This window comes from Kiloniella laminariae (genome assembly GCF_027214005.1).
GTDB classification, from domain to species: Bacteria; Pseudomonadota; Alphaproteobacteria; order Kiloniellales; family Kiloniellaceae; genus Kiloniella; species Kiloniella laminariae_A.
Genome location: NZ_JAPWGY010000005.1, coordinates 21,232 through 44,093 on the forward strand (window position 1 = coordinate 21,232; position 22,862 = coordinate 44,093).

The 22,862-nt window shown below is 50.4% G+C and carries 18 protein-coding genes; 16 read left to right on the top strand and 2 right to left on the bottom strand.

Features of this window, described 5'->3' with window-relative positions:
• Positions 1 to 43 precede the first annotated feature (43 nt).
• Both hutH and hutU read right to left on the bottom strand, forming a co-directional pair.
• On the bottom strand, positions 44 to 1,579 hold the full coding sequence (gene hutH, locus O4H49_RS14050; protein WP_269424078.1) for a histidine ammonia-lyase: 1,536 nt from the start codon (positions 1,577 to 1,579) through the stop codon (positions 44 to 46).
• Complete coding sequence (gene hutU / locus O4H49_RS14055) at positions 1,576 to 3,240, bottom strand: urocanate hydratase (protein ID WP_269424079.1); 1,665 nt, start codon at positions 3,238 to 3,240, stop codon at positions 1,576 to 1,578. The genes hutH and hutU overlap by 4 nt, the downstream gene beginning before the upstream one ends.
• 152 nt (positions 3,241 to 3,392) lie before the next feature.
• Between hutU and O4H49_RS14060 the strand changes: the two genes are divergently transcribed.
• The 16 genes from O4H49_RS14060 (at position 3,393) to O4H49_RS14135 (ending at position 22,722) form a co-directional block, all read left to right on the top strand.
• Positions 3,393 to 4,496: an aminoglycoside phosphotransferase family protein gene (locus O4H49_RS14060; protein WP_269424080.1), complete on the top strand. Its 1,104-nt coding sequence runs from the start codon at positions 3,393 to 3,395 to the stop codon at positions 4,494 to 4,496.
• A gap of 56 nt (positions 4,497 to 4,552) precedes the next feature.
• Positions 4,553 to 5,431, top strand: coding sequence for a pyridoxal kinase (gene pdxY, locus O4H49_RS14065; protein WP_269424081.1), 879 nt, complete (start codon positions 4,553 to 4,555; stop codon positions 5,429 to 5,431).
• Positions 5,432 to 5,759: 328 nt separating this feature from the next.
• Entirely contained in the window at positions 5,760 to 7,211 is a 1,452-nt protein-coding gene (cysG, locus tag O4H49_RS14070) for a siroheme synthase CysG (RefSeq protein WP_269424082.1), read from the top strand.
• A gap of 26 nt (positions 7,212 to 7,237) precedes the next feature.
• Entirely contained in the window at positions 7,238 to 7,531 is a 294-nt protein-coding gene (locus O4H49_RS14075; protein ID WP_269424083.1) for a DUF2849 domain-containing protein, read from the top strand.
• A 12-nt stretch (positions 7,532 to 7,543) separates the two neighbouring features.
• Positions 7,544 to 9,196 carry a nitrite/sulfite reductase gene (locus O4H49_RS14080; protein ID WP_269424084.1) on the top strand — a complete coding sequence of 551 codons (1,653 nt, stop codon included), beginning with the start codon at positions 7,544 to 7,546 and terminating at the stop codon, positions 9,194 to 9,196.
• Complete coding sequence (locus tag O4H49_RS14085; protein ID WP_269424085.1) at positions 9,189 to 9,959, top strand: phosphoadenylyl-sulfate reductase; 771 nt, start codon at positions 9,189 to 9,191, stop codon at positions 9,957 to 9,959. Before O4H49_RS14080 ends, O4H49_RS14085 begins: the two co-directional genes overlap by 8 nt.
• A 69-nt stretch (positions 9,960 to 10,028) precedes the next feature.
• On the top strand, positions 10,029 to 10,562 hold the full coding sequence (locus O4H49_RS14090) for a DUF934 domain-containing protein (protein ID WP_269424086.1): 534 nt from the start codon (positions 10,029 to 10,031) through the stop codon (positions 10,560 to 10,562).
• 80 nt (positions 10,563 to 10,642) lie between these two features.
• The gene (gene fdxA, locus O4H49_RS14095; RefSeq protein WP_269424087.1) at positions 10,643 to 10,978 is read left to right on the top strand and encodes a ferredoxin FdxA; all 336 of its coding nucleotides are present in this window, start codon (positions 10,643 to 10,645) and stop codon (positions 10,976 to 10,978) included.
• A gap of 259 nt (positions 10,979 to 11,237) precedes the next feature.
• Positions 11,238 to 11,501, top strand: a complete 264-nt coding sequence (locus O4H49_RS14100; protein ID WP_269424088.1) for a hypothetical protein — start codon at positions 11,238 to 11,240, stop codon at positions 11,499 to 11,501.
• Between the two features lie 113 nt (positions 11,502 to 11,614).
• Positions 11,615 to 14,128 (top strand): ATP-dependent helicase HrpB, encoded by a 2,514-nt coding sequence (gene hrpB / locus O4H49_RS14105; protein WP_269424089.1) that lies wholly within the window; start codon positions 11,615 to 11,617, stop codon positions 14,126 to 14,128.
• Between the two features lie 85 nt (positions 14,129 to 14,213).
• Complete coding sequence (locus tag O4H49_RS14110) at positions 14,214 to 14,975, top strand: DeoR/GlpR family DNA-binding transcription regulator (RefSeq protein WP_269424090.1); 762 nt, start codon at positions 14,214 to 14,216, stop codon at positions 14,973 to 14,975.
• A 313-nt stretch (positions 14,976 to 15,288) separates the two neighbouring features.
• Positions 15,289 to 16,248: an ABC transporter substrate-binding protein gene (locus tag O4H49_RS14115; RefSeq protein WP_269424091.1), complete on the top strand. Its 960-nt coding sequence runs from the start codon at positions 15,289 to 15,291 to the stop codon at positions 16,246 to 16,248.
• Between the two features lie 96 nt (positions 16,249 to 16,344).
• Positions 16,345 to 17,376: a quaternary amine ABC transporter ATP-binding protein gene (locus O4H49_RS14120; protein WP_269424092.1), complete on the top strand. Its 1,032-nt coding sequence runs from the start codon at positions 16,345 to 16,347 to the stop codon at positions 17,374 to 17,376.
• Complete coding sequence (locus tag O4H49_RS14125; RefSeq protein WP_269424093.1) at positions 17,373 to 19,382, top strand: ABC transporter permease; 2,010 nt, start codon at positions 17,373 to 17,375, stop codon at positions 19,380 to 19,382. The genes O4H49_RS14120 and O4H49_RS14125 overlap by 4 nt, the downstream gene beginning before the upstream one ends.
• 6 nt (positions 19,383 to 19,388) lie before the next feature.
• Complete coding sequence (locus O4H49_RS14130) at positions 19,389 to 20,276, top strand: choline kinase family protein (protein WP_269424094.1); 888 nt, start codon at positions 19,389 to 19,391, stop codon at positions 20,274 to 20,276.
• Position 20,277: 1 nt separating this feature from the next.
• Positions 20,278 to 22,722 carry a GcvT family protein gene (locus O4H49_RS14135; RefSeq protein ID WP_269424095.1) on the top strand — a complete coding sequence of 815 codons (2,445 nt, stop codon included), beginning with the start codon at positions 20,278 to 20,280 and terminating at the stop codon, positions 22,720 to 22,722.
• Positions 22,723 to 22,862: the final 140 nt, after the last annotated feature.

Below are 22,862 nucleotides of genomic sequence, written 5' to 3' on the forward strand. Positions count from 1 at the left end.
TGCGAAATTGTTACAGTCCCCTTTTACGAGCCTTTTACGGGCCTCAGCTTGTCAGGCTTGGCAGGTAATCTACCTTTGTCAGGCCGTTTAGTTCGCCATTCCAGATCAGGTCCGAAGCCAGTTCCAGGTCCCCCGAGAAATAACGATCTTTTTCGAAGAAGGGAACGTCTGCACGGATGCGGGCCATGACGCCTTCGAGAACCGCCGAGGTTTTCAACGGTTTGTGGAAATCAATTCCCTGAGCAGCTGAAAGCAGCTCAACCGCCAGTACGCCTGCTGTATTCAGAGCCATATCAGACAACCTGCGCGCAGCAAAGGTTGCCATGGAGACATGATCTTCCTGGTTGGCTGATGTTGGAAGGCTGTCAACACATGCAGGGTGTGCCAGGGATTTGTTTTCGGAAGCAAGGGCTGCTGCGGTTACCTGTGCGATCATGAAACCGGAATTCAGGCCGCTGCCAGCGACCAGGAAGGGGGGAAGGCCGGACATGGAACTGTCCATCAAGAGAGCAATTCGTCGTTCAGAGAGCGCCCCGATTTCAGCAATGGCCAAAGCCAGAACGTCAGATGCCATGGCGATAGGTTCAGCATGGAAATTTCCACCAGAGAGAATGTCGCCTTCCAGAGAAAACACGAGCGGGTTATCAGAGACAGCGTTGGCTTCGCGTTCAAAAATAGTAGCAGCAAAGCGCATATGGTCCAGACAGGCCCCCAGTACCTGTGGCTGGCAGCGCAGGGAGTAGGGGTCCTGAACCTTGTCACAATCGGCGTGGCTTTGTTTGATTGGGCTGTTTGAGAGAATATCTCTGAAGACAGCGGCTATATCGGTTTGGCCGACCTGCCCGCGGGCTTCTTGAATGCGGGGATCAAAAGGAACATGAGATCCTTTGGCTGCCTCAACACTCAAAGCACCAGCCAAGGTCGCTGCTGTCATCAGGTTTTCTGTACGGAAGAGACCCAGGAGCGCAAGGGCTGTCGAGACCTGTGTGCCGTTGAGAAGGGCGAGACCTTCCTTGGGACCCAGAACCATTGGCTTGAGACCGATTTTTGCCAGACCCTCGGTTGCTGGAAGGATTTCTCCTTTGTAACGCACTTTTCCCGAGCCGATGATCGGTGCGGACATGTGCGCAAGAGGAGCCAAATCCCCAGATGCCCCAACTGATCCTTTTGAGGGGATGCAAGGGTAGAGCCCTTCGTTATAGAAGGCGATCAGATAATCAAGAACTTCCTGGCGAATGCCAGAAAAACCCTGAGCGAGCGAGGTTACTTTTAGGGCGAGGATCAACCGTACGGCTTCGTCATTCAGCAGGGGGCCCATGCCCGTACAGTGGGAGAGAACCAGGTTGCTTTGCAGTTCTTCGAGCTGGGCATCGTCAATTCTGGTCTGGGCCAAACGGCCAAAACCGGTGTTGATGCCATAAACTGTTCGGCCATCACGCAAGACGGCACGGACGGTTTCTGTCGAGGCATCCATCTTATCCTTGCAGCTGGGATCAAGCTGGATCTGTACCTGATCAAAGGTCACGGCGCGCAAGAGAGAAAGAGTCAGATGACGGGGTTTCAGGACCAGTGTTTTCATTTACCTGACTCCATTGGCAGGTTGAGGTTATGTTCGCGGGCGCAGTCTTTGGCAATTTGATAACCGGCATCGGCATGACGCATCACGCCGGTAGCCGGGTCATTCCAGAGAACACGTCCAACCCGTTTGTCGGCTTCTTCGCTACCGTCACAGCAGACCACCATGCCGGAATGTTGGGAGAAGCCCATGCCGACACCGCCGCCGTGATGCAGAGAAACCCAAGTGGCACCACTCGCCGTATTGAGCATGGCGTTGAGCAGAGGCCAGTCGGAGACGGCATCGGAACCATCCATCATGCTTTCGGTTTCCCGGTTCGGGCTGGCAACAGACCCTGAATCAAGGTGGTCACGACCAATAACCACCGGGGCTGACAACTCACCATTGCGCACCATTTCGTTGAAGGCGAGGCCGAGCTTGTGTCGTTGGCCCAGACCAACCCAGCAAATGCGGGCAGGCAGACCCTGGAAGTGAATGCGTTCGCGCGCCATGTCGAGCCAGTTGTGTAGATGAGGATCATCGGGAATGAGCTCTTTTACCTTCTGGTCGGTTTTGTAGATATCCTCGGGATCGCCAGATAGAGCAGCCCAACGGAAAGGACCGACGCCCCGACAGAAGAGCGGGCGGATATAGGCCGGAACGAAGCCAGGGAAGTCAAAGGCGTCTTCCACTCCTTCTTCCAGTGCCATCTGACGGATATTATTTCCGTAATCGACAGTCGGGATACCTTGTGCATGGAAATCGAGCATGGCACGAACCTGAATGGCCATGGATTTTTTTGCAGCAGAGGTCGTGCCTTTGGGATCTTTAACCGAACGCTCACAGTATTCTGCCCAGCTCCAGCCAAGTGGCAGATATCCGTTCAGGGGATCATGAGCCGAAGTCTGGTCGGTAACAATATCAGGTTTGATACCGCGTTTCACCAGTTCCGGGAAGATTTCAGCTGCGTTGCCCAGAAGACCAACAGAAACGGCTTTTTTGTTGGCAACGGCATCGTCGATCATCTTAAGAGCTTCATCAAGGCTTGCTGTCTTCTTGTCGAGATAGCCAGTACGGAGCCGCATATCGATCCGGCTTTCCTGGCATTCAACGGCGAGCATGGAGGCTCCAGCCATCGTCGCAGCCAGAGGTTGGGCACCCCCCATGCCGCCAAGGCCGCCAGTCAGGATCCAGCGTCCAGACAAATCACCGCCAAAGTGCTGACGCCCAGCTTCGACAAATGTTTCATAAGTTCCCTGAACAATGCCCTGGCTGCCAATATAGATCCAGGAACCAGCGGTCATCTGGCCATACATCATCAAACCGGCTTTATCGAGTTTGTTGAAATGCTCCCAGTTTGCCCAGTTTGGTACCAGGTTGGAGTTGGCAATCAGAACGCGCGGGGCGTTTTCGTGGGTCTGAAAGACGCCGACAGGTTTACCGGATTGTACCAGAAGTGTCTGGTCATCCTGAAGGTTTTGCAGGCTTTCAACTATCTTGTCATAACATTCCCAGTTTCGCGCAGCACGTCCGATACCACCGTAGACAACCAGATCTTCCGGGCGTTCAGCGACGTCAGGGTCCAGATTGTTCATCAGCATGCGAAGCGGGGCTTCGCTCAACCAGCTCTGGCAAGAAAGTTCTGTGCCGTGAGGGGCGCGGATGGTGCGCGTATTTTTTTTCATGATTTCAGCTCCACATTATGTCTGTACAAATTAACTTGTATATACATCTTGTCAAGAGGGTGAAATTTGCTGGTGTTTTGGGGGATAGTATGAAAACTGTTAAGGTTGTTAAGTCGCTGTAATAATCACTATTTATCTAGACCGGGGTTGGCGTGATTCAGGAATCAAAAGAAAGAAAAAAACAGAGAATCGCATTTGTCGCTGACGCGGGTTGGGCAGATGCCCGGATTGTGCCCCTGCCAGTTGATGCCTCGGCCAGAGCCTATTACAGGCTGTCACGAGCAAAGGGGCCGGAACAGGCGCAGGAAACCACGATACTTATGGATGCACCGCCTGGAATAGCGGAACCCGTCGAGGTCTTTGCCCAGGTGGCTCGCCACTTGCTGATGTGCGGTATTTCCACGCCGGTTATTTATCGTGAAGATATTGCACAGGGTTTTTTGTTGCTGGAAGACTTTGGAGATCTGACCTATGCCAGGCTTCTGCAATCCGGTGCCGATGAGGTCCGGCTTTATGAGCTGGCGGTTGAGGTCCTTGCAACCATGCATTCTGCACCGGAAATAACAGAGATTAACATGCCGCCCTATGATCTGGACTTTCTGGTGCGAGAGGCATTGATCATGGCGGACTGGTATTTGCCGGCTGTTATGGGGGCGGGCTTGTCTTCAAAAGCTCGCCAGGCTTATGTGGATGCATGGAAAGAAGTTATCCTGGGACCTGCTGCATTGCCAGAGACACTCGTCCTTCGCGATTTTCATGTTGATAATCTCATGATCCTTGAGGGGCGTTCAGGTGTTAAGAGTTGCGGGCTTCTGGATTTTCAAACTGCGCGGATTGGCTCGCCCCCTTATGACCTGATGTCGCTGGTTGAGGATGCCCGTAGAGATATCAGTCTTGATCTGAGAGAGCAGATGATTGCCCGCTATTTCACCCTTATGGGGGATGAGTATTCCAGTGATGAAAGCCGTCAGAATTTTATGTGCTGGTATCGAATTCTGGCTGCGCAACGCCATGCCAAGGTCGCTGGTCTGTTTTCCAGGCTGTACGCCCGAGATTCCAAGCCAGGATATCTGAAGCATCTGCCAAGGGTTCTGCGTTTACTGTCCGAAGCATTGTCCTATGAGGCTCTCAAGCCGGTACAAGGCTGGTTTTCTGAATACTGCCCGGATTATCAAAAGGAATATGGTTATCCTGACAGCCGGATAATTATAGAGGCTGCTGCGCAAACAGAGAAGTTGGGATTGATGCTCAAGTAATGTTTTACAAGATCTGCCCGAAGTTGTTTTGTGGGTACTGAGTTTTTGGAGAAAATATGCCGTCACTTATATCTGTCCAGTCCCAGGTTTGTTTCGGTCATGTTGGAAATTCGGCAGCAACTTTTCCCCTGCAGCTTCTTGGAATTGATGTGCACGCTGTGCCGACAACATTGCTGTCCAACCATCCGGCGCATCCGAGTGTTTACGGACGTGAGATAGAGGCCGAATTACTGGAAGATCTATTGAAAGGTCTGTCCGAGCGCGGGGCGTTTGCCAGAAGTTCTGGACTATTAAGCGGTTATCTTACTTCAGTGGCAAACGGAGATGTTCTGGTCAGGGCGCTGAAGGATTACAAAAAACAAAATCCAAAGGGGGTCTATATTCTTGATCCTGTAATGGGGGATCAGGGGAGCGGGCTCTTTGTCCGGGAGGGCATTCCCGATTTGATTGCTGATCAACTCCTTCCGCTGGCGGATATCATTACCCCGAACAAATTTGAGTTTGAAATTCTGGTTGGTGCAAAGGCGGCGGGTTATCCTGAAATGATTTCTCTTGCCCGGTCCTTGATGATTGCCCAGTCCATTAACTGTGTCGTTATCACGTCAGCGAATGCCTCTGTTGAGGAGGGGCGAAATACAGAAAGTGGTCAGCAAGGTCGAACGGCGGTTCTTGTGATTAAAAAGAACAGCGCCTGGTTATTAGAGACCCCGCTTTTTGATCAGCATTTTTCCGGTACAGGTGACCTTTTTGCATCAATACTGGTTGGCTGGGTCTTGAAAGGTGACGCTGTCGAGGTTGCTGCTCAACGGGCAGTAACAGCAGTTTATGCTATCCTTAAGCAGACAACTGCGTCGGGTTCAGCGGAGTTGAATTTAATAACAAATTATAAGTGTATATTTAAAAGTGGCGATTTATTCACACTTAAAATTGTGTGATATGATTGTGTTTTAGCCACTGATTTCTGAGATGAAAGAGCAGAAAACACGTGTGCACAGAAAAATGTTTTAAAAAAATCTCTAAATTCAAATTACATATAATACAATTATATCAATTGTTTGTTCTGGTTTCTCGTTTTAATTCCTGTGAAGTTTTTGCAGTTTATTTTATTGAACCTCATATACAACAATATATATGTGTAAATAAATAATTTTTTATCACGCCCTCTTGTATTTTTCTGGAAACGTGTCATTTATTTACCAGTGACATGATGTGGTATAGAAAAAATAACACCATATTTTTGTGTTGAATGTGTGAGAGGGTACTATGGATCACTTTCCGATTTTCCTGTCCCTGAAGGGGCAGAGGGTCATTCTGGTTGGCGGGGGAGAACTCGCGACCAGAAAATTGCGCCTGCTGAGAAAAGCAGAAGCAGCTGTTACCGTGATTGCTCCCTCCGCTTGCACAGAAATTCTTGAACTGGTCGAGCAGGGCGTTGTCGGTTATCAGGAACGGAAGTTCAAGGACGAAGATCTGAACGGTGCGTCCCTGGTTTTTGCCGCGACGGATATTGAAGAAGTCGATACAGCTGTTAGCCAGGCTGCGCGTCAGCGTGGTGTCAAGGTGAATGCGGTGGATCGACCAGAGCTTTCAGATTTTATTATGCCGGCGATTGTTGACCGGTCCCCAATTGTAATTGGTATATCCAGTGGTGGATCCGCCCCGATCCTGGCGCGGAATCTCCGCGAAAAGATTGAGGGACTCTTGCCGCCTGCACTGGGGCGTCTTGCCTCTTTTGCTGATAGCTTTCGCGGAGCCGTAAAAGGCACGATCACCAGTGGCGGTGATCGCCGCAGGTTCTGGGAAAACTTTTTTGATGGCCCTGTTGCGGAATCCGTTCTTGCAGGCCGTGAGGTTTTTGCCCGGGAACGGATGCTTGGCCTGATAAACCTGAACTGGAAAGAAAAGAACGCTGCTGGCCATGTTGCAATTGTTGGGGCTGGTCCTGGAGATCCGGATCTTCTGACATTTCGGGCCATGCGCTTTATGCAGCAGGCTGATGTCGTGGTCTATGATCGCCTGATCAGTGATGAGATCCTGGATTATGTCCGCCGGGATGCCGACAGGATCTATGTTGGCAAAGGACCGGGGAACCACAGCAAGACCCAGGACGAAATCAACGACATTCTGGTGCAAGAGGCCAGTAAAGGTCTGCGTGTGGTCAGGTTGAAGGGCGGCGATCCCTTTGTCTTTGGCCGTGGTGGCGAGGAAATGGAAGTTTTGCAAGCTGCTGGGATCGAAGTCGATATCGTCCCTGGTATTACAGCTGCAATTGGCTGTGCCGCAGCTGCGGCTGTACCTCTGACACATCGGGACCATGCATCGATGGTGACATTTGTTGCCGGACAGAATGGCGATGGCATTGCCGAAGCAGACTGGAGCGGATTGGCCAATTCCCGGCAGACACTGGTTTTCTATATGGGTGTTTCCAAGGCAAACAATATTTCAGCCAAGCTGATGTTGAACGGCCTTTCGGGTGAAACGCCGGTTGCAATCATCGAAAACGGTACTCGACCAGATCAACGGGTGCTTCCTGGAAAACTCTCCGGTTTGGGAGAGCTGACAGAAAACAGCGCGATTACGGGGCCGGCCTTGATTGTTATCGGCTCGGTGGCCGCGTTTGCCCGTCAACAGGACCTGCGCCAGTTTGCGACTGAATATCTTGAAAATAACAAGGCTTCCTCCAGCGAGAGAGAAGTGGCTGTCGCCAGGCTTTGAGCCGCGACGTCGAGGAGAGAAAAACGATGGCACTACAGATTATAACAGCGAACCGCCTGCTGGATGGCGAAGTGGTCTATTTCGGCGAGAACGCCGAATGGATCGAGAATGTATCCGGGGCAATGACTGTTGAAGATGCTGACGGCGAGGCAAGCCTTCTGGCTGCTGCAAAAACAGCTGAAGCCAGCCAGAAGATTGTCGGGGCCTATCTGATGAAGGTCAAACGCGATGCTTCTGGCATTCACACACTGTCCGTCAAGGAAGAGATCAGGGCCAAAGGGCCTACAGTCCGTTATGACCTGGGCAAGCAGGCGCGGTAAGGAGTAGAAAACATGTATCGTTATGATGAATTTGATTCCGACTTCGTACAGCAGCGCGTCGAACAGTTTCGTGATCAGGTAGAGCGCCGTATTGCCGGAGACCTGACCGAAGACGAGTTCAAGCCTCTGCGTCTGATGAACGGCCTGTATCTGCAACTGCATGCCTATATGCTGCGTGTTGCCATCCCCTATGGTACCTTCAATTCTGCTCAGATGCGGAAGATGGCCCATATTGCCCGCAAATATGATAAGGGTTATGCCCATTTTACCACGCGGCAGAACGTGCAGTATAACTGGCCAGTACTGAAAGATATCCCGACCATTCTGGAGGAACTGGCTGACGTTGAGATGCACGCGATCCAGACCAGCGGTAACTGCATCAGAAACACGACTTCTGACCAGTATGCTGGCGCTGCCGCCGATGAAATCGAAGATCCTCGGGTCTATTGCGAAATCATTCGTCAGTGGTCCTCGTTGCACCCTGAATTCACTTTCCTGCCGCGTAAATTCAAGGTTGCGGTAACAGGTGCGACCACTGACCGGGCTGCGATCCGTGTTCACGATATTGGTCTTGCAATCAAGAAGAACGCTGAAGGTAAAGTTGGTTTCGAAGTTCATGTCGGTGGTGGACAAGGACGCACCCCGATGATCGCCAAAGCGGTGCGTGACTTCCTGCCGAAGGAACATCTGCTGAGTTACCTTGAAGCCATTTTGCGGGTTTATAACCAGCTTGGACGCCGGGATAACAAATACAAGGCGCGTATTAAAATTCTGGTTCATGAAACCGGCATTGAAGAACTGCGGGGCCTGATTGAAGCTGAGTGGGAACGGATCAAGGACAGTGCCCTGAAACTTCCACTGGAAGAGGTTGAGCGGATCAATGATTACTTCGCGGCTCCGGCCTGGGAAAAACTTGATGCAACGTCGCGCCTGTTTGAAGTAAAGCGCTTTGAGGATCGGGGTTTTGCCAACTGGGTCAAGGCCAATGTTGTGGCGCATCGCCAGGCGGGTTATGCCATTGCCAATATTTCGCTGAAGCCGGAAGGTGAAGCACCTGGCGATATCACCGATAGCCAGATGGAAGTCGTTGCAGATCTTGCCGAGAAATACAGTTTTGATGAAATCAGAGCGACACATGAGCAGAATCTGGTTCTGCCCCATGTAAAGCTTGATGATCTGTTCGAAGTGTACAGTACCTTGAGTGCAGCAGGACTTGCTACTGCCAACCTTGGCCTGATCTCGGATATGATTGCTTGCCCTGGCCTGGACTATTGTGCCCTGGCCAATGCCCGTTCCATTCCTGTGGCCCAGGCTATCAGCAAGCGGTTTTCCGACATTGAACGTCAGTTTGATATCGGCGAACTCAAACTGAAAATTTCAGGTTGCATCAACGCCTGTGGACATCACCACGTCGGTCATATCGGTATTCTCGGTGTGGATCGTAAGGGAGAAGAGTACTACCAGATCACTCTTGGCGGCAATGCGAACGAGAATGCCGCAATCGGCAAAATTGTTGGCCCTTCCTTCTCCTACGACAACATCGTCGATGCGGTGGAAACCGTGGTGAACACTTACCTCGAGATCCGGAATGGCAAAGAGGAAAGCTTCCTTGATGCCTATAACCGGGTTGGTCTGGCACCTTTCAAGGAGAGGTTATATGCCTAGTGCTTCTGCAGTGTTGCCTTTGGAGCCCAATGCGAAAGAACGGCTTGAGACAACCAGATCCCGCGCGACAGAGCTGCTTGAAGCAGTAAAAAACCTGTCGACACATGATGCTCTGGTTCGCCTCATCGAAGATGAATTCAAAGGGGAAGTTGCGCTGGTTTCCTCTTTTGGAACAGAGTCTGCCATTCTTCTGCATCTGGTGGCGCAGGTAAATCCGTCGACCCCGGTAATTTTTATGGATACGGGCAAGCTGTTTGGCGAAACACAAAGATATCGCCGGCAGTTGACAGAATTCTTGGGGCTAACAGATGTGCGACAGATCTTGCCCGATCCGGACAGGCTTGCCGGCAAAGACCCGGACGGGATTCTCTGGACCAAAGACACGGATATGTGCTGCTGGGTGCGTAAGGTCGAGCCGATGAACAGAGCCCTCGATGGACTTTCGGCCTGGATCTCCGGTCGCAAACGTTTTCAGGCTGTGACCCGGGCCCGACTGGAAATGGTTGAGGCAGAAGGAACAAGGATCAAGATTAATCCATTGGCCTATTGGGAGCGGGACGAGATTACATCCTATTTCGACCGCCATAATCTGCCACGTCACCCCCTGGAGGCTGATGGGTACCCATCAGTTGGCTGTATGCCTTGTACCGACAAGGTGGCCCCTGGCGATGACCCGCGCAGTGGTCGATGGAAGAATCAGGACAAGACAGAATGCGGTATTCACTTCATCGGTGATGCAGCTGCTCGGACTGTTCAGGAATAACATACAAGCCGTTGGGCTGAAATAGAAGGTGGCCGTCAAGTGGGCCACGAAATGAAAGAAGAGGGTGATATGGCACTCATTAAAGATGGACTTCAGGTAACAGATAGCTGGATTTTTCTTGCTGATGAAGATGCGCTGCCAGACACGGGTGATGTCGTGGTTTCTCTGGCCCGTTGGCAGTCGGAAAAAGACAAACTCTTCTCGGCCGGACGATTTGTCGGTCTTCGCCTGGAAAGTGATCAGTCACCAGAACTGATTGAACAGGATTTATTGCAACTGTCACTGATTGCCCTGAATTTTCCTTCCTTTGGCGATGGCCGGGCCTATTCCTATGCGCGGATATTGCGTGAACGTTATGGCTTTAAGGGTGAGCTTCGGGCTGTCGGGAATGTCTTGTTTGACCAGATCCAGTTGATGCGCCGCTGCGGGTTTGATGCTTTTGAAGTGACCAGTGAAACAGCATTAAAGTCCATGAGCCGCAATAAAACGGCTGATGTGAATGTGTATTACCAGCCGGCAGCTGACGGGGAGAAAACAGCTTCCTCCTTGCGCCGCAGATTACTCGATAGTCACAAGGAACTGGGCTACGACGAGGCATCCTGAAAGGGTGTTCAGGAAGATCAGGTGTCCGCTCCAGATCAATGCAGGTCTGGATTAATACGGGACATCAATAGGAGTGTGTTATGACCTATGTCGTGACGGATAACTGTATCAAATGCAAATATATGGACTGTGTTGAAGTCTGTCCGGTTGACTGCTTCTACGAAGGGGAAAATACCCTCGTCATTCATCCTGATGAATGTATCGATTGTGGTGTCTGCGAGCCGGAATGCCCGGCGGAGGCAATTTTACCGGATACGGACCCTGAAGCAGAAAAATGGCTGGAGATGAACACAAAGTTTGCCGAGATCTGGCCAAATATAACAGAAAAGGGCGAAGCGCCTTCTGATGCTGACGAATTTAACGGTGTAAGCGGGAAATACGAAAAATTCTTTAGTGAAAAACCTGGCGGGAAATAAACCGGGGCCGGGTAAATGAATTGATCTGTTTCATACTATCCAAAAGGCAGGCTGGTGATCTCCAGCCTGCCTTTTCTGTTTTAAAATAATCTCTTTTGATCAGAGTATATTAGAGTTTATTTTACTCTTTCAGGCTATTTCTGGAAAACAGGAATACAGGTGCATTTTATTGTGCTGTAAGGCAATCGCTGTAGCTTGAGATCAAAATATGACCAGAAAATCATTATCCACCCTCTTCTTTGTGACTTTAGCCGGAGGCATGTTTTTGTCTGCCCCAGCCATAGCTGATTGCAAGAAGCCAAGCTATACGCCCCCGGTGTGTACCAAACAATATATCGAGATCCAGTTTTCTGATTCCGAGGATTACGACAACTGCAAACGTGAAGTGAACTATTATCTGGAAAATCTGGATAACTGGTCAAAATGCATTGCGGAAGAAGTCCGCCTGAAGGGGGACGAGGCGATACAAAGGTTTCAATGCAAGGCGGACGGACGGGTTAACTGTAACGTGACTCGGGGCTAGGTGCCGTAGGGTGTAGGTATAGCGGGACCAGCGGGACCAGTTTTTAAGTGCTTTGTTCAACGGGAGCACTATTCATCTGGATGTTGTTTTTACTGTGATGATATAACGCACAGATGACAAGCTTGCCCATCGATCCTCTTCTGCCTGAAATTATTGCTTCTTTGCAGCAACAGCCTTCCCTTGTGTTACAGGCCCCGCCCGGAGCAGGGAAAACGACGGGTGTACCACTGGGGCTTCTGGATGTTGACTGGCTTGCTGGTCAAAAAATTATCGTTCTGGAACCAAGAAGACTTGCTGCGCGGTCTGCTGCGGCCCGGATGGCTGAAATTCTTGGTGAAAAACTTGGGGAAACGGTTGGCTATAGAATACGGCATGAAAGCAGGGTAGGTCCCCAAACCCGGATTGAGGTTGTTACGGAAGGGGTTTTAACGCGTCTGCTTCAAAAGGATCCTGAATTACCGGGTATCGGCCTTGTGGTCTTTGATGAATTTCACGAACGGAGCCTGCAGGCTGATCTGGGTCTGGCGCTCTGTCTGGAAGTACAATCGGCCTTGCGAGACGATTTGCGACTGCTGGTTATGTCGGCAACCCTGGACGGGAAAAAAGTATCCCGGATTATGGGAGAGGTACCGATCCTGACCAGCGAGGGGAAGAGCTTCCCGGTACAGCTGGTATACGGAGAGGAAACGCCACGTCGTTCAATTGCCTTTGCTGTTGCAGACAAAATTGTTGAAGTTCTCCCGCAAGAAAGTGGCAGTTTCCTGGTATTCCTGCCTGGAGTGGGTGAAATCAGTTCTGTGGTCGAACAGTTGAGGCAAGCGAACCTGCCTGCCGATGTTGATCTCTTTCCCTTGTTTGGAGATCTGTCGCTGGAGGATCAGCGTCGGGCTATTTCTCCCTCGATGGCGGGACGCAGGAAAATTGTACTCGCGACTGCAATTGCAGAAACCAGCCTGACGATTGACGGGGTAAGGGTTATCATTGACTGCGGTTATATGCGCAGTCCACGATTTGATCCTTCAAGTGCGATGACGCGCCTTGAAACCCTTCGGGTCTCGAAAGCTTCGGCAGACCAAAGGGCCGGACGGGCAGGGCGTATTGAACCTGGCGTCTGTTATCGTCTGTGGCCGGAATCCCAAAACGGTTCTCTTTCTCAACACAGTACACCGGAAATACTTGAAGCAGATCTCTGTTCCCTCGTCCTTGAGGTTCAGAATTGGGGGACTTCAGGGCCTGAAACGCTTAACTGGTGTGATGCGCCACCACGGGCAGCCTGGCAACAGGCTACAGAGTTGCTTCAGAAACTGGGGGCGTTAGATCAAGAAAGCCGGATCACATCCCAAGGCAGGGAAATGGCGCTTCTGCCTCTTCATCCCCGCTTCGCCCATATGCTCCTTCGGGCCAGAGCCTTGGGTCAGGGGTGGCTTGCCTGCCTTCTGGCGGCGTTACTGGATGAGCGAGATATCTTCAAAGCAGGCACTTCGGGAACAGCAGCAGACCTCGTTTTGCGTCTAGAGGTGCTGCTTGGTGTTGATCATGGCAAGGGGTATCACGTTGATCGCTCACGCCTGAAAAGAGTCAGAATGTCCGCAGGGCAATACGCCCGCCTAGTCAGGGTGAAGGAAAACAGTCCTGTAGAGTTAGGGATGGCTGGGGCTATTTTGTCACTTGCTTATCCAGATCGAATTGCCCAGCTGCGTCCTGCTTCATCTGGACGGTATAAACTTTCTGGAGGAAAGGGGGCGGAGCTTGATGAACTGGACCGTCTGGCGACGGAACTCTACCTTACCATCGCCCACCTCGGGGGGATGGGGGCTAATGCAAAAATCTATCTGGCTGCAGCCTTGAGTGAAGGGCAGATCCGGGATCTGCACCAGGAAAATATTGTCAGTGAACGAGTGGTACGGTGGAACGAACAGCAGACACAGCTGCAAGGAGAGTTGAGAGATAATCTGGGAGCCCTGGTCCTTTCCGCGCAGCGGATAAAACAGCTGGAACCAAATGTTGTCGTTGCGGAGCTGTTGGGCAGGATCACCAGGCAAGGGCTGGCTTTGCTTGAGCCGGGAGACTCCTTTGCCCAGCTTTGCCAGAGAATGGCCTGCCTTCGTCATTTTGAAGGAGAAGATCTTTGGCCTGACTGGGGAGAACCCGCTCTGCTTCGCGAACTGGAGCAGTGGCTGGCGCCATATCTTGAAAATATCACTTCGCTCTCTCAACTGGTAAAGCTCGACTTGAAACAGATTCTTCTGTCGCAATTGTCGTGGCAGGAAAACCAGTATCTGGAGCGGGAGGCTCCCGAGCGTTATCGAGTGCCGAGCGGACAGACCCATCGGATTAATTATGAAAATCCGGAAATGCCAGTGCTGGAGGTTCGTCTCCAGGAAATGTTCGGGCTGTCAGAAACACCCGCAATTATGGGGAAAAGGGTACCACTGGTTTTACATCTGCTTTCTCCGGCTCGACGTCCCCTTCAGGTAACAAGCGACCTGACAGGGTTTTGGCAGAATTCTTACCACGAAGTGAAAAAAGATATGAAAGGACGTTATCCCCGGCACTATTGGCCGGATGATCCGCTGGAGGCAGAACCGACAACCAGAATAAAAAAGCATATGAATAAACAGGAATAAGCGGCCCGTTCAGCCAGAGCAGTATTTGATTTCTTGTCGAAAGTATCTTATTCCTAGGTATTGAATTTGGAGATTTGTGGATTTCATGCATCCAACCACACGACAAAAAGAAATACTGAGAGCTGTGCGAAGCAGGGGGCTTTGTACCATTCTTGAATTGGCTGAACAGTTTTCTGTTTCGGATGAGACTATCCGTCGAGATGTAAAGCCGATGGTGTCATCTGGATTAATTGAAAAAGTCCACGGCGGCATTATCGTGCCAGACGAGGAGCATGAAGCACCTTTTCAACGGCGAATGGTTGAAAATCAGGAGGCCAAAAAAAGAATTGGTCAGGCTCTGTCCAAAATCATTCACGACGGGGATTCTCTGATCTTTGATACAGGGAGCACAACTGCTTTTGCTGCTCATGCCTTGAGAGAGCACTCCAATCTGCTTGTCGTTACCAATTCTGTAGAAACCGCGCGGGCTTTGGCTACCCGGAATGGCAATCGTGTCTATATTGCAGGGGGAGAGCTGCGCGCGGATGATGCTGCAGCTTTTGGCCCGTCAGCAATTTCATTCGTCGAGCAATTCGATGTGAAGTATGCCGTGTTGTCTCTTGGTGGAATTGATCCTGTTCGCGGTTTGATGGTTGATCATCTGGCCGAAGCTGAGTTTTCCCGTACGGTAATGGCGCAGGCGCAAAAAACGATTGTTGTGGCTGATAAAAGCAAGTTCAATCGCGCCAGATTGGTAAAGATCGGCCCGTTAGAGGGGATTGACTTGCTGATTACAGATGCTGAACCGGACGAAGCATTGTCTCGTTGTTTGCGAGAAGCAGAGGTCAAGGTTATTATAGCCCGCTAGCAAACAGTCCCGGCGATGATGGTTGAGCAAAGAGATTAGTTTTTTCGTACCGATAACCTCTCAGAAACATCCCAGGCTTCTGCTTTTCTTTTCCTTTTCATATATCTTGCACGACTAAATTGTCGTGTTGTTATGGCTTGCCTTCAGTGATTGCCACAATCTTTGCGGGTGCGGTCCTTGTTGCAATGATTTTGTTGGATATGTGTTGACTTTCGTGGGTATTTGTTGATATCGTTTCTGCCATGGAAATATGGTGCGATCAAATGCCAAAAACAAAATAATCCTCAAAATAATCCTCAGGGAGGAAATATCTATGAACAAGACATCTCGTTTTGCTGTTGCCTTGTTAGGTAGCCTTGCACTTTCTACGCTCAACGGAACCGCTTCTCAGGCTGATGTGGAATCCAATGATCCGATCAAATTGACGTTGCATGACTGGACTGGCCAGCTTTTGACGACAAAAATTATGGGCAGTGTTCTTCAGAGCACAGGATATAATGTCGAATACGTTCAGGCTGATTACATTGCCCAGTTCGCCGGATTGAAAAATGGTGATCTGCATGTCGCGATGGAAATCTGGGAGACAACCGGGCGTGAAGCGATGGATGAGGCCGTTGCCTCAGGCACTGTGGAGAATCTTGGTGAAACCGGTATGCAGGCAATCGAGGAATGGTGGTATCCCTCCTATATGAAGGACGTCTGTCCAGGGTTGCCGGATTGGCAGGCCCTGAACGATTGTGCCGAGACTTTCGCCACGCCGGAAACAGCTCCGAAAGGACGGTACCTTGGGGGGCCTGTTACCTGGGGTGGCTTTGATGACGAACGGGTTGAAGCTCTGGAACTGGATTTCGAGGTTGTGCACGCCGGGACAGATGCTGCTCTTTTCGCCGAGCTGGAATCAGCCTACCAACGTAAAGCGCCAGTTTTGCTGTGGGTTTATGCGCCACATTGGGCCCCGGCAAAATTTGAGGGCGAGTGGGTCGAATTCCCCAAATATACCAGTGAATGTTATACGGACCCATCCTGGGGTTCCAACCCTGATGCTGCCTATGACTGTGGCAAACCGACCGGTCCGATCTGGAAAGTGGCCTGGTCCGGTGTGAAGGACAAATGGCCAGGTGCCTATAAAGCCATTCAGGGGTTCACCATCTCGAATGACGAGATGTCTGATATGATTATTGAAGTTGATCTCAACGGCAAGGAAATCGACGCCGTGGTGGCCAGTTGGGTTGATGCCAATAAAGACCGCTGGCAGGGCTGGAGCGGGCAATAGGGTGATGCAGGGAACAGTTCAACAGAGTTCTGATTGATGCTGTTCCCTTTTAAATCATGAACAAGACACGTTTCGGTAATTAAATGGATCCTCTCGATGGCTTCTTCCGTCAAGTTGGCCTGCAAAGGCGTGTGGAAAATATTTGGTCATAATGCTGAATCATTCCTCAAAACACATAACAATGCACCGGGGTCGGAGGATCTGAAATCCGCTGGGCTTATTGGTGGTGTTCGCGATGCAAATATTGAAATCTACACGGGTGAAATCTTTGTCATCATGGGGCTGTCCGGTTCTGGCAAATCAACCCTGGTGCGTTGTCTCTCACGTCTGATTGAACCGACTGGTGGAGAGATTATTCTGGAAGGTCAGGATCTCCTGAAAGCAAGTGATAAGGAGATGATCGAGATCCGACGCCACAAGATGGGAATGGTTTTCCAGAATTTCGCTCTGCTCCCCCATCTTACTGTTTTGGGTAATGTGGCGTTTCCTCTTGAGGTTCAGGGCGTTCCTTTAAAAAAACGCGAAGCACAGGCCCGGAATGTTATTGAACTGGTTGGCTTGAAGGGAAGAGAAAACAATTTCCCCCGTGAGTTATCAGGGGGGCAGCAACAGCGCGTTGGTATTGCAAGATCCCTTGCCGTTGAACCGGAACTCTGGTTTCTGGATGAGCCTTTTTCTGCATTGGACCCTTTGATCAGGCGGGAGATGCAAGACGAGTTTATCCGTCTGCAGAATGTTCTCAACAAGACGATCGTTTTTATCACGCATGACTTTGACGAAGCCATTCGCCTGGCTGATCGCATTGCCATTATGAAAGATGGCAAGATTATCCAGATCGGGACTCCGGCAGAACTGGTGATGAATCCGGCAACCGAATATGTGGCTGAATTTACCCGTCATATTCCTCGAGCCAAGGTTTTGACAGCCGGGCTGGTTAAGGAAGCTTTTGATGAGAATGCTCAGACGGCAGGAAATATTCAGTTTAATGAGGTAATTGCCGATATTGCCGACAAAGTTGAGCAATCGAGCAAACCTTTTGCCGTTGTTGACACCGAGGGTAAATCAATCGGACTCATCAGCCGGAAGAGAGTGCTGGATGTTCTGGTTGGTCGCGAGGTAACAGCATGATCCTTGCTGTTCGGAATTTTAAACCCGAGATCCGGAATTTTATCGGTATCAAAGGGTTTTGGGTTAGTGCTTTTGTCATATCCGTCTTCTTTTATATAGAAGGCAAGGGGCTGTTGCCAAAATGGATGTTTTCCCTGCCACGAAAATGGCAGTGGCCTGTTAAAGATTATATTTCCGACTTCATGAATTGGCTGACAGTAGACGCCAGTTTCGGCCTTTTCACCTTCAAGGAAATGACCAGGGGGATTGCAGAACTTCTGGAGTGGCCGCTTTCGTTTGCAACGAGCCTGCTGTCGTCAGGATTTCTGGAGGGGCAGGGAAGTCAAGCCGTTCAGATCCTCCCTTCGCTTTCCTGGCTTTCGGTTGTCACTGTTGTTGTTGCCATGGGCTATTACGCCAGGAACTGGAAGCTGGCAGCACTGGTAGGGGGGTGCTTTCTTTATCTGGCAGTGTTCGGACAGTGGGACAGTGCAATGATAACGCTGGCTTCAATTGTGATTGCTGTGCCTTTTGGTGTTGCAGCAGGGCTGTTAATTGGTATTGCGGGTTATCGCTGGCCAGCTTTTGAAAGAAGCATTTCTCCCCTCCTTGACCTGATGCAGACCGTGCCGGTTTTTGCTTACCTTGTGCCGATCCTCTTTCTGTTTGGCTTTGGTCCTGTTGCTGCCATGATTGCAACAGTGATCTATGCCATGCCGCCGATGATCCGGATATCGATTATGTCTCTTAAGGGGGTTCCTGGCGAGATACTTGATTTTGGCTATATGGCAGGCTGCACCAGACGCCAGTTAATGTGGAAGGTCCTGGTTCCTTCGGCCATGCCTGGATTGATGGTCGGTGTAAATCAGGTGATTATGCTCTCTCTCAACATGGTCATCATTGCATCAATGATTGGTGCAGGCGGGCTGGGATATGATGTGCTTTCCTCTCTCCGGCGCCTTGATCTGGGGGGCGGTCTTGAAGCAGGAATTGCCATAGTGGTTTTGGCAATTGCCCTTGATCGTCTTAGTCAGGCTTTTTCACAGCGCGGGAGCCCGACCTACCGCGAAAGAACGGGTTCTTTTGTCCAGAACCACCCTTGGTTAACCACAGTCGTTGCCGTAACGATAGGGACATTCGTTTTGGGAATGTTTGTGCCATCTGTACAAAGCTATCCGGAAAGTCTCGAGATCGGGATCGGGGAATCCTTAGCCGAAGCCGTAAAATGGATCAATATTACATTCTTTGATGTTCTGGAAAGCTACAAGACGGTTGTTCTGATCTATTTCATGGTGCCGGTAAAACTGGTCCTGTTGAAGATGCCATGGGCCTGGAGCATATTTTTGCTGAGTGTTGTGTCATGGCAGCTTGGCGGTATTCGACTGGTTGCTCTGACCCTGTGCCTCAGTCTTTTCATTGTCATGACCGGGATGTGGGAAAAAGCCATGATAACGGTCTATCTTTGCGGTGTTTCAGTTGTAATCGCAACTCTGCTGGGTGTTCCCTTGGGAATTCTTGCTGCTGAGAATGAACGTCTTGGCCGGATTGTTCAGGTGATTATTGATACCCTGCAAACCCTTCCCAGCTTTGTTTATCTGATCCCGGTCGTCATGCTTTTCAGGGTTGGAGATTTCTCGGCCATGGTTGCAGTGGTTCTTTACGCCATAGCACCGGCAGTTCGTTACGCCGTTCATGGAATAAAGCAAATCCCTCCTGCGCTGATCGAGGCAGGTATCACCTCTGGTTGTACCAAACGTCAGTTGTTATGGAAAATCAAGCTACCTCTGGCACTCCCGGAAATTCTGCTTGGACTTAACCAAACCATTATGTTGGCGCTGTCGATGCTGGTTATTACAGCGCTGGTCGGGACACGTGATCTTGGTCAGGAAGTTTATATTGCTCTGACCAAGGCGGATACCGGACGCGGAATTGTTGCGGGTCTTGCGATTGCCTTCATCGCCATCATCGCTGACCGGATGATTGCTGCGGGATCTGCAAAAGCCAGAAAATGCCTGGGGCTGGGATAAAATACGATGACCAATAGTATGGATAAAATACGCCGTTTGCCCTGTTGGAAGGGGGCAGTGGATCCCCAACCACTCGGAGGAGGAATAACCAACCACAATTATGTGGTTGAGGATCAGAGCGGGAAGTACGTCGTTCGCTTTGGCGAGGATATCCCCGTCCACCATGTCATGCGTTTTAACGAATTGGCCGCCAGTCATGCTGCTTTTGAAGCAGGAATTTCTCCCGAGGTAGTTTTTAACTCGCAAGGAATTCTGGTGATGCGTTTTATCGAGGGCATCTGCTTCGATGAAGTCGCAGTCCGGCAGCAACATAATCTTGAACGGATCTTGCCTTTACTCAAACGGGTACATCGGGAGCTGCCCAATTACTTCCGGGGGCCAGCCCTGGTATTCTGGGTGTTTCATGTCATCCGGGATTACGTGGCAACTCTAAGAAGGGCAAAACACCAGCCTCATGGGGCAGGTGAATTGGGATGGCTGCTGGAGATGGCGGCAGAGTTGGAAACTGCTGTCGGACAGATAGATCTGGTTTTTGGCCATAATGACCTTCTTGCCGCTAATTTCATGGATGATGGAAAGCGTCTCTGGCTCATTGACTGGGACTATGCCGGATATAATTCACCCCTGTTTGATTTGGGAGGACTGGTATCCAATTCAGGTCTGGGGAGTGACAGTGAAAACTGGTTGCTTGAACAGTATTTTGAACAGCCCGTAACTGATGAGCTTTACCGGAAATATGCGGCAATGAAATGTGCATCGCTCTTAAGGGAAACCCTCTGGAGCATGGTTTCCGAGGTTCATTCAGATATCGATTTTGATTTTCGACAATACACCAGAGACAATCTGGTGAAATTCAAACAGCAGCTTCTTGCCTTCCAAAAAGTGAGTAAATAAAATGACCGAGCTTCTATCTGATGCCAAAATTGTCATTATCGGGGGAGGGATCGTCGGGGCATCGACGGCCTATCACCTTGGGAAAATGGGATATAGCGATACCGTTTTGATTGAACGGGGCAAGTTAACCTCTGGAACGACATTCCATGCCGCCGGACTTGTGGGCCAGTTGCGATCGAATGCCAATATCACCCAGTTGCTTGGTTATTCTGTCGATCTCTATAAAACCCTTGAAGCCGAAACGGGGCAGGCGACCGGTTGGAAAATGAATGGCGGATTGCGCCTGGCCTGTAATCAGGAACGTTGGACAGAAGTCAAACGTCAGGCAACCACAGCCCATTCCTTTGGACTGGACATGCAGCTTCTTACGCCAAAGGAGGCGCAAGATCTTTGGCCAATGATGAATGTTGATGATGTTGTCGGGGCAGCATTTCTACCGACAGACGGACAGGCAAACCCTTCAGATATCACCCTTTCTCTGGCCAAGGGAGCCAGAATGAAGGGGGTGACAATAATGGAAGACACCGAAGTCCTGGAAGTTCTGGTTGAAGATGGAAAGATAACAGGTGTCTTGACGAATAAGGGCCGTATTTCCTGCGAAAAAGTCGTGAACTGCTGCGGGCAATGGGCGCGGCAAGAGGCAAAAAAAGTCGGGGTTAACGTGCCACTTGTTTCTGTTGAGCACCAGTACATGATTACCGAGAAAATCGAAGGTATTACCCCGGATCTTCCAACCCTGAGAGACCCGGATCGTCTGACCTATTATAAAGAAGATGTGGGTGGGCTGGTCATGGGAGGCTATGAGCCGAATGGTATTCCCTGGGCAGTTAAAGGATTCCCCGAGAAGTTTCACTTCTCCTTGCTGGATTCAAACTGGGATCATTTCGAACAGTTGATGGAACTGGCGCTGGGGCGTGTTCCGGCTCTGGAAAGCGCGGGTGTCCGTGAATTGATCAACGGGCCTGAGAGTTTTACTCCGGATGGAAATTTCATTCTGGGTGAGGCTCCCGAATTGAAGAACTATTTTGTTGGTGCAGGTTTCAATGCTTTTGGTATTGCAGCAGGGGGCGGTGCAGGTATGGCACTGGCAGAATGGGTCGTGAATGGGGAGCCGCCCTACGATCTCTGGCCTGCGGATATTCGCAGGTTCGGACAAGCTCATTTTGATACGGATTGGGTCCGGAAACGGACGCTGGAAGCCTATGGCAAGCATTACACCATGGCTTGGCCGTTCGAAGAACATAAAACAGGTCGGCCGAACCGTCGTTCACCTCTCTATGATCGCTTGAAAGAACAGGGCGCCTGTTTCGGTGAAAAGCTGGGATGGGAAAGACCAAACTGGTTTGCTAAAAAAAGGCAGGAGCCTAAGGACATATATAGCTTCGAGCGGCAAAACTGGTTTGAAAATGTCGGGGAAGAACATAGAGCAACACGCGAAGCTGTGACGGTTTTTGACCAATCTTCTTTTGCGAAATTCAAAATCGTCGGACCTGATGCCGAGAAGGCCCTTTCCTGGATTTGTGCCAATGATGTCAGCAAAAAAACAGGCAGTCTGATTTATACCCAGATGCTCAATGACCGGGGAGGGGTCGAGTGTGATCTCACGGTTGTTCGACTGGCGAAAGACGCGTTTTATATTGTCACGGGAACCGGTTATGCGACCCATGATTTTGACTGGATAAAACGCAATATACCAGAAGGTCTGAATGCTCACCTGGTCGATGTCACTTCCGGCTTTGCTGTACTTTCAGTTATGGGGCCCAATGCCCGAAAGCTGTTGCAGAAAATCACTGAAGATAAACTGGATAATGACAATTTTCCTTTTGGATCCATGCGGACCATTGGTATTGCCGGAGCTCCGGTCATGGCACTCCGGGTGACATATGTCGGAGAACTGGGTTGGGAGTTACATATTCCAACTGAGTTTGCCGCTTCAGTCTTTGAGTCATTGAGCAAGGCTGGTGAGGAAGTTGGCTTGCGTAATGCAGGCTATCGCGCGATTGAAAGCTTGCGACTTGAAAAGGGCTATCGTGCCTGGGCGTCAGACATCGGGCCTGATCATACCCCGGTTGAAGCAGGTATGTCCTGGGCCTGCAAGTTGAAGGGTGACATGGCGTTCAAGGGGCGCAGTGCTTTGGAAGCGCAGATCAAAAACGGTGTTAAAAAGCGGTTGTGCTGTTTTACGGTGGATGACCCGAATGTGGTATTGCTTGGTCGGGAAACGATTTACCGCAACGGCCAACGTGTGGGGTGGCTGACCTCCGCCGGTTATGGCTTCACCGTTGAGAAGAACATTGGCTATGGGTATGTTCGCTGCAAGGATGGTGTCGACATGGCTTACTTGAAGTCTGGTTCCTATCAGCTGGAAGTTGGTACCGAACTGTTTGGCTGTTCTATTCAATTCAAACCGCTTTATGATCCGGAAATGCAGAAAATCAAACAATAACCCGTGGTGGCTTTTGCCACAGACACGATCTGGTGCTGAAAGACACAGTCACATCCTGATTTGATAAGTGTTTTTCGGCACCAGATGAGATTTCCCGGGTGATTATTTATTGGTGTTCTCGCAGATTTTGTCATACAAAT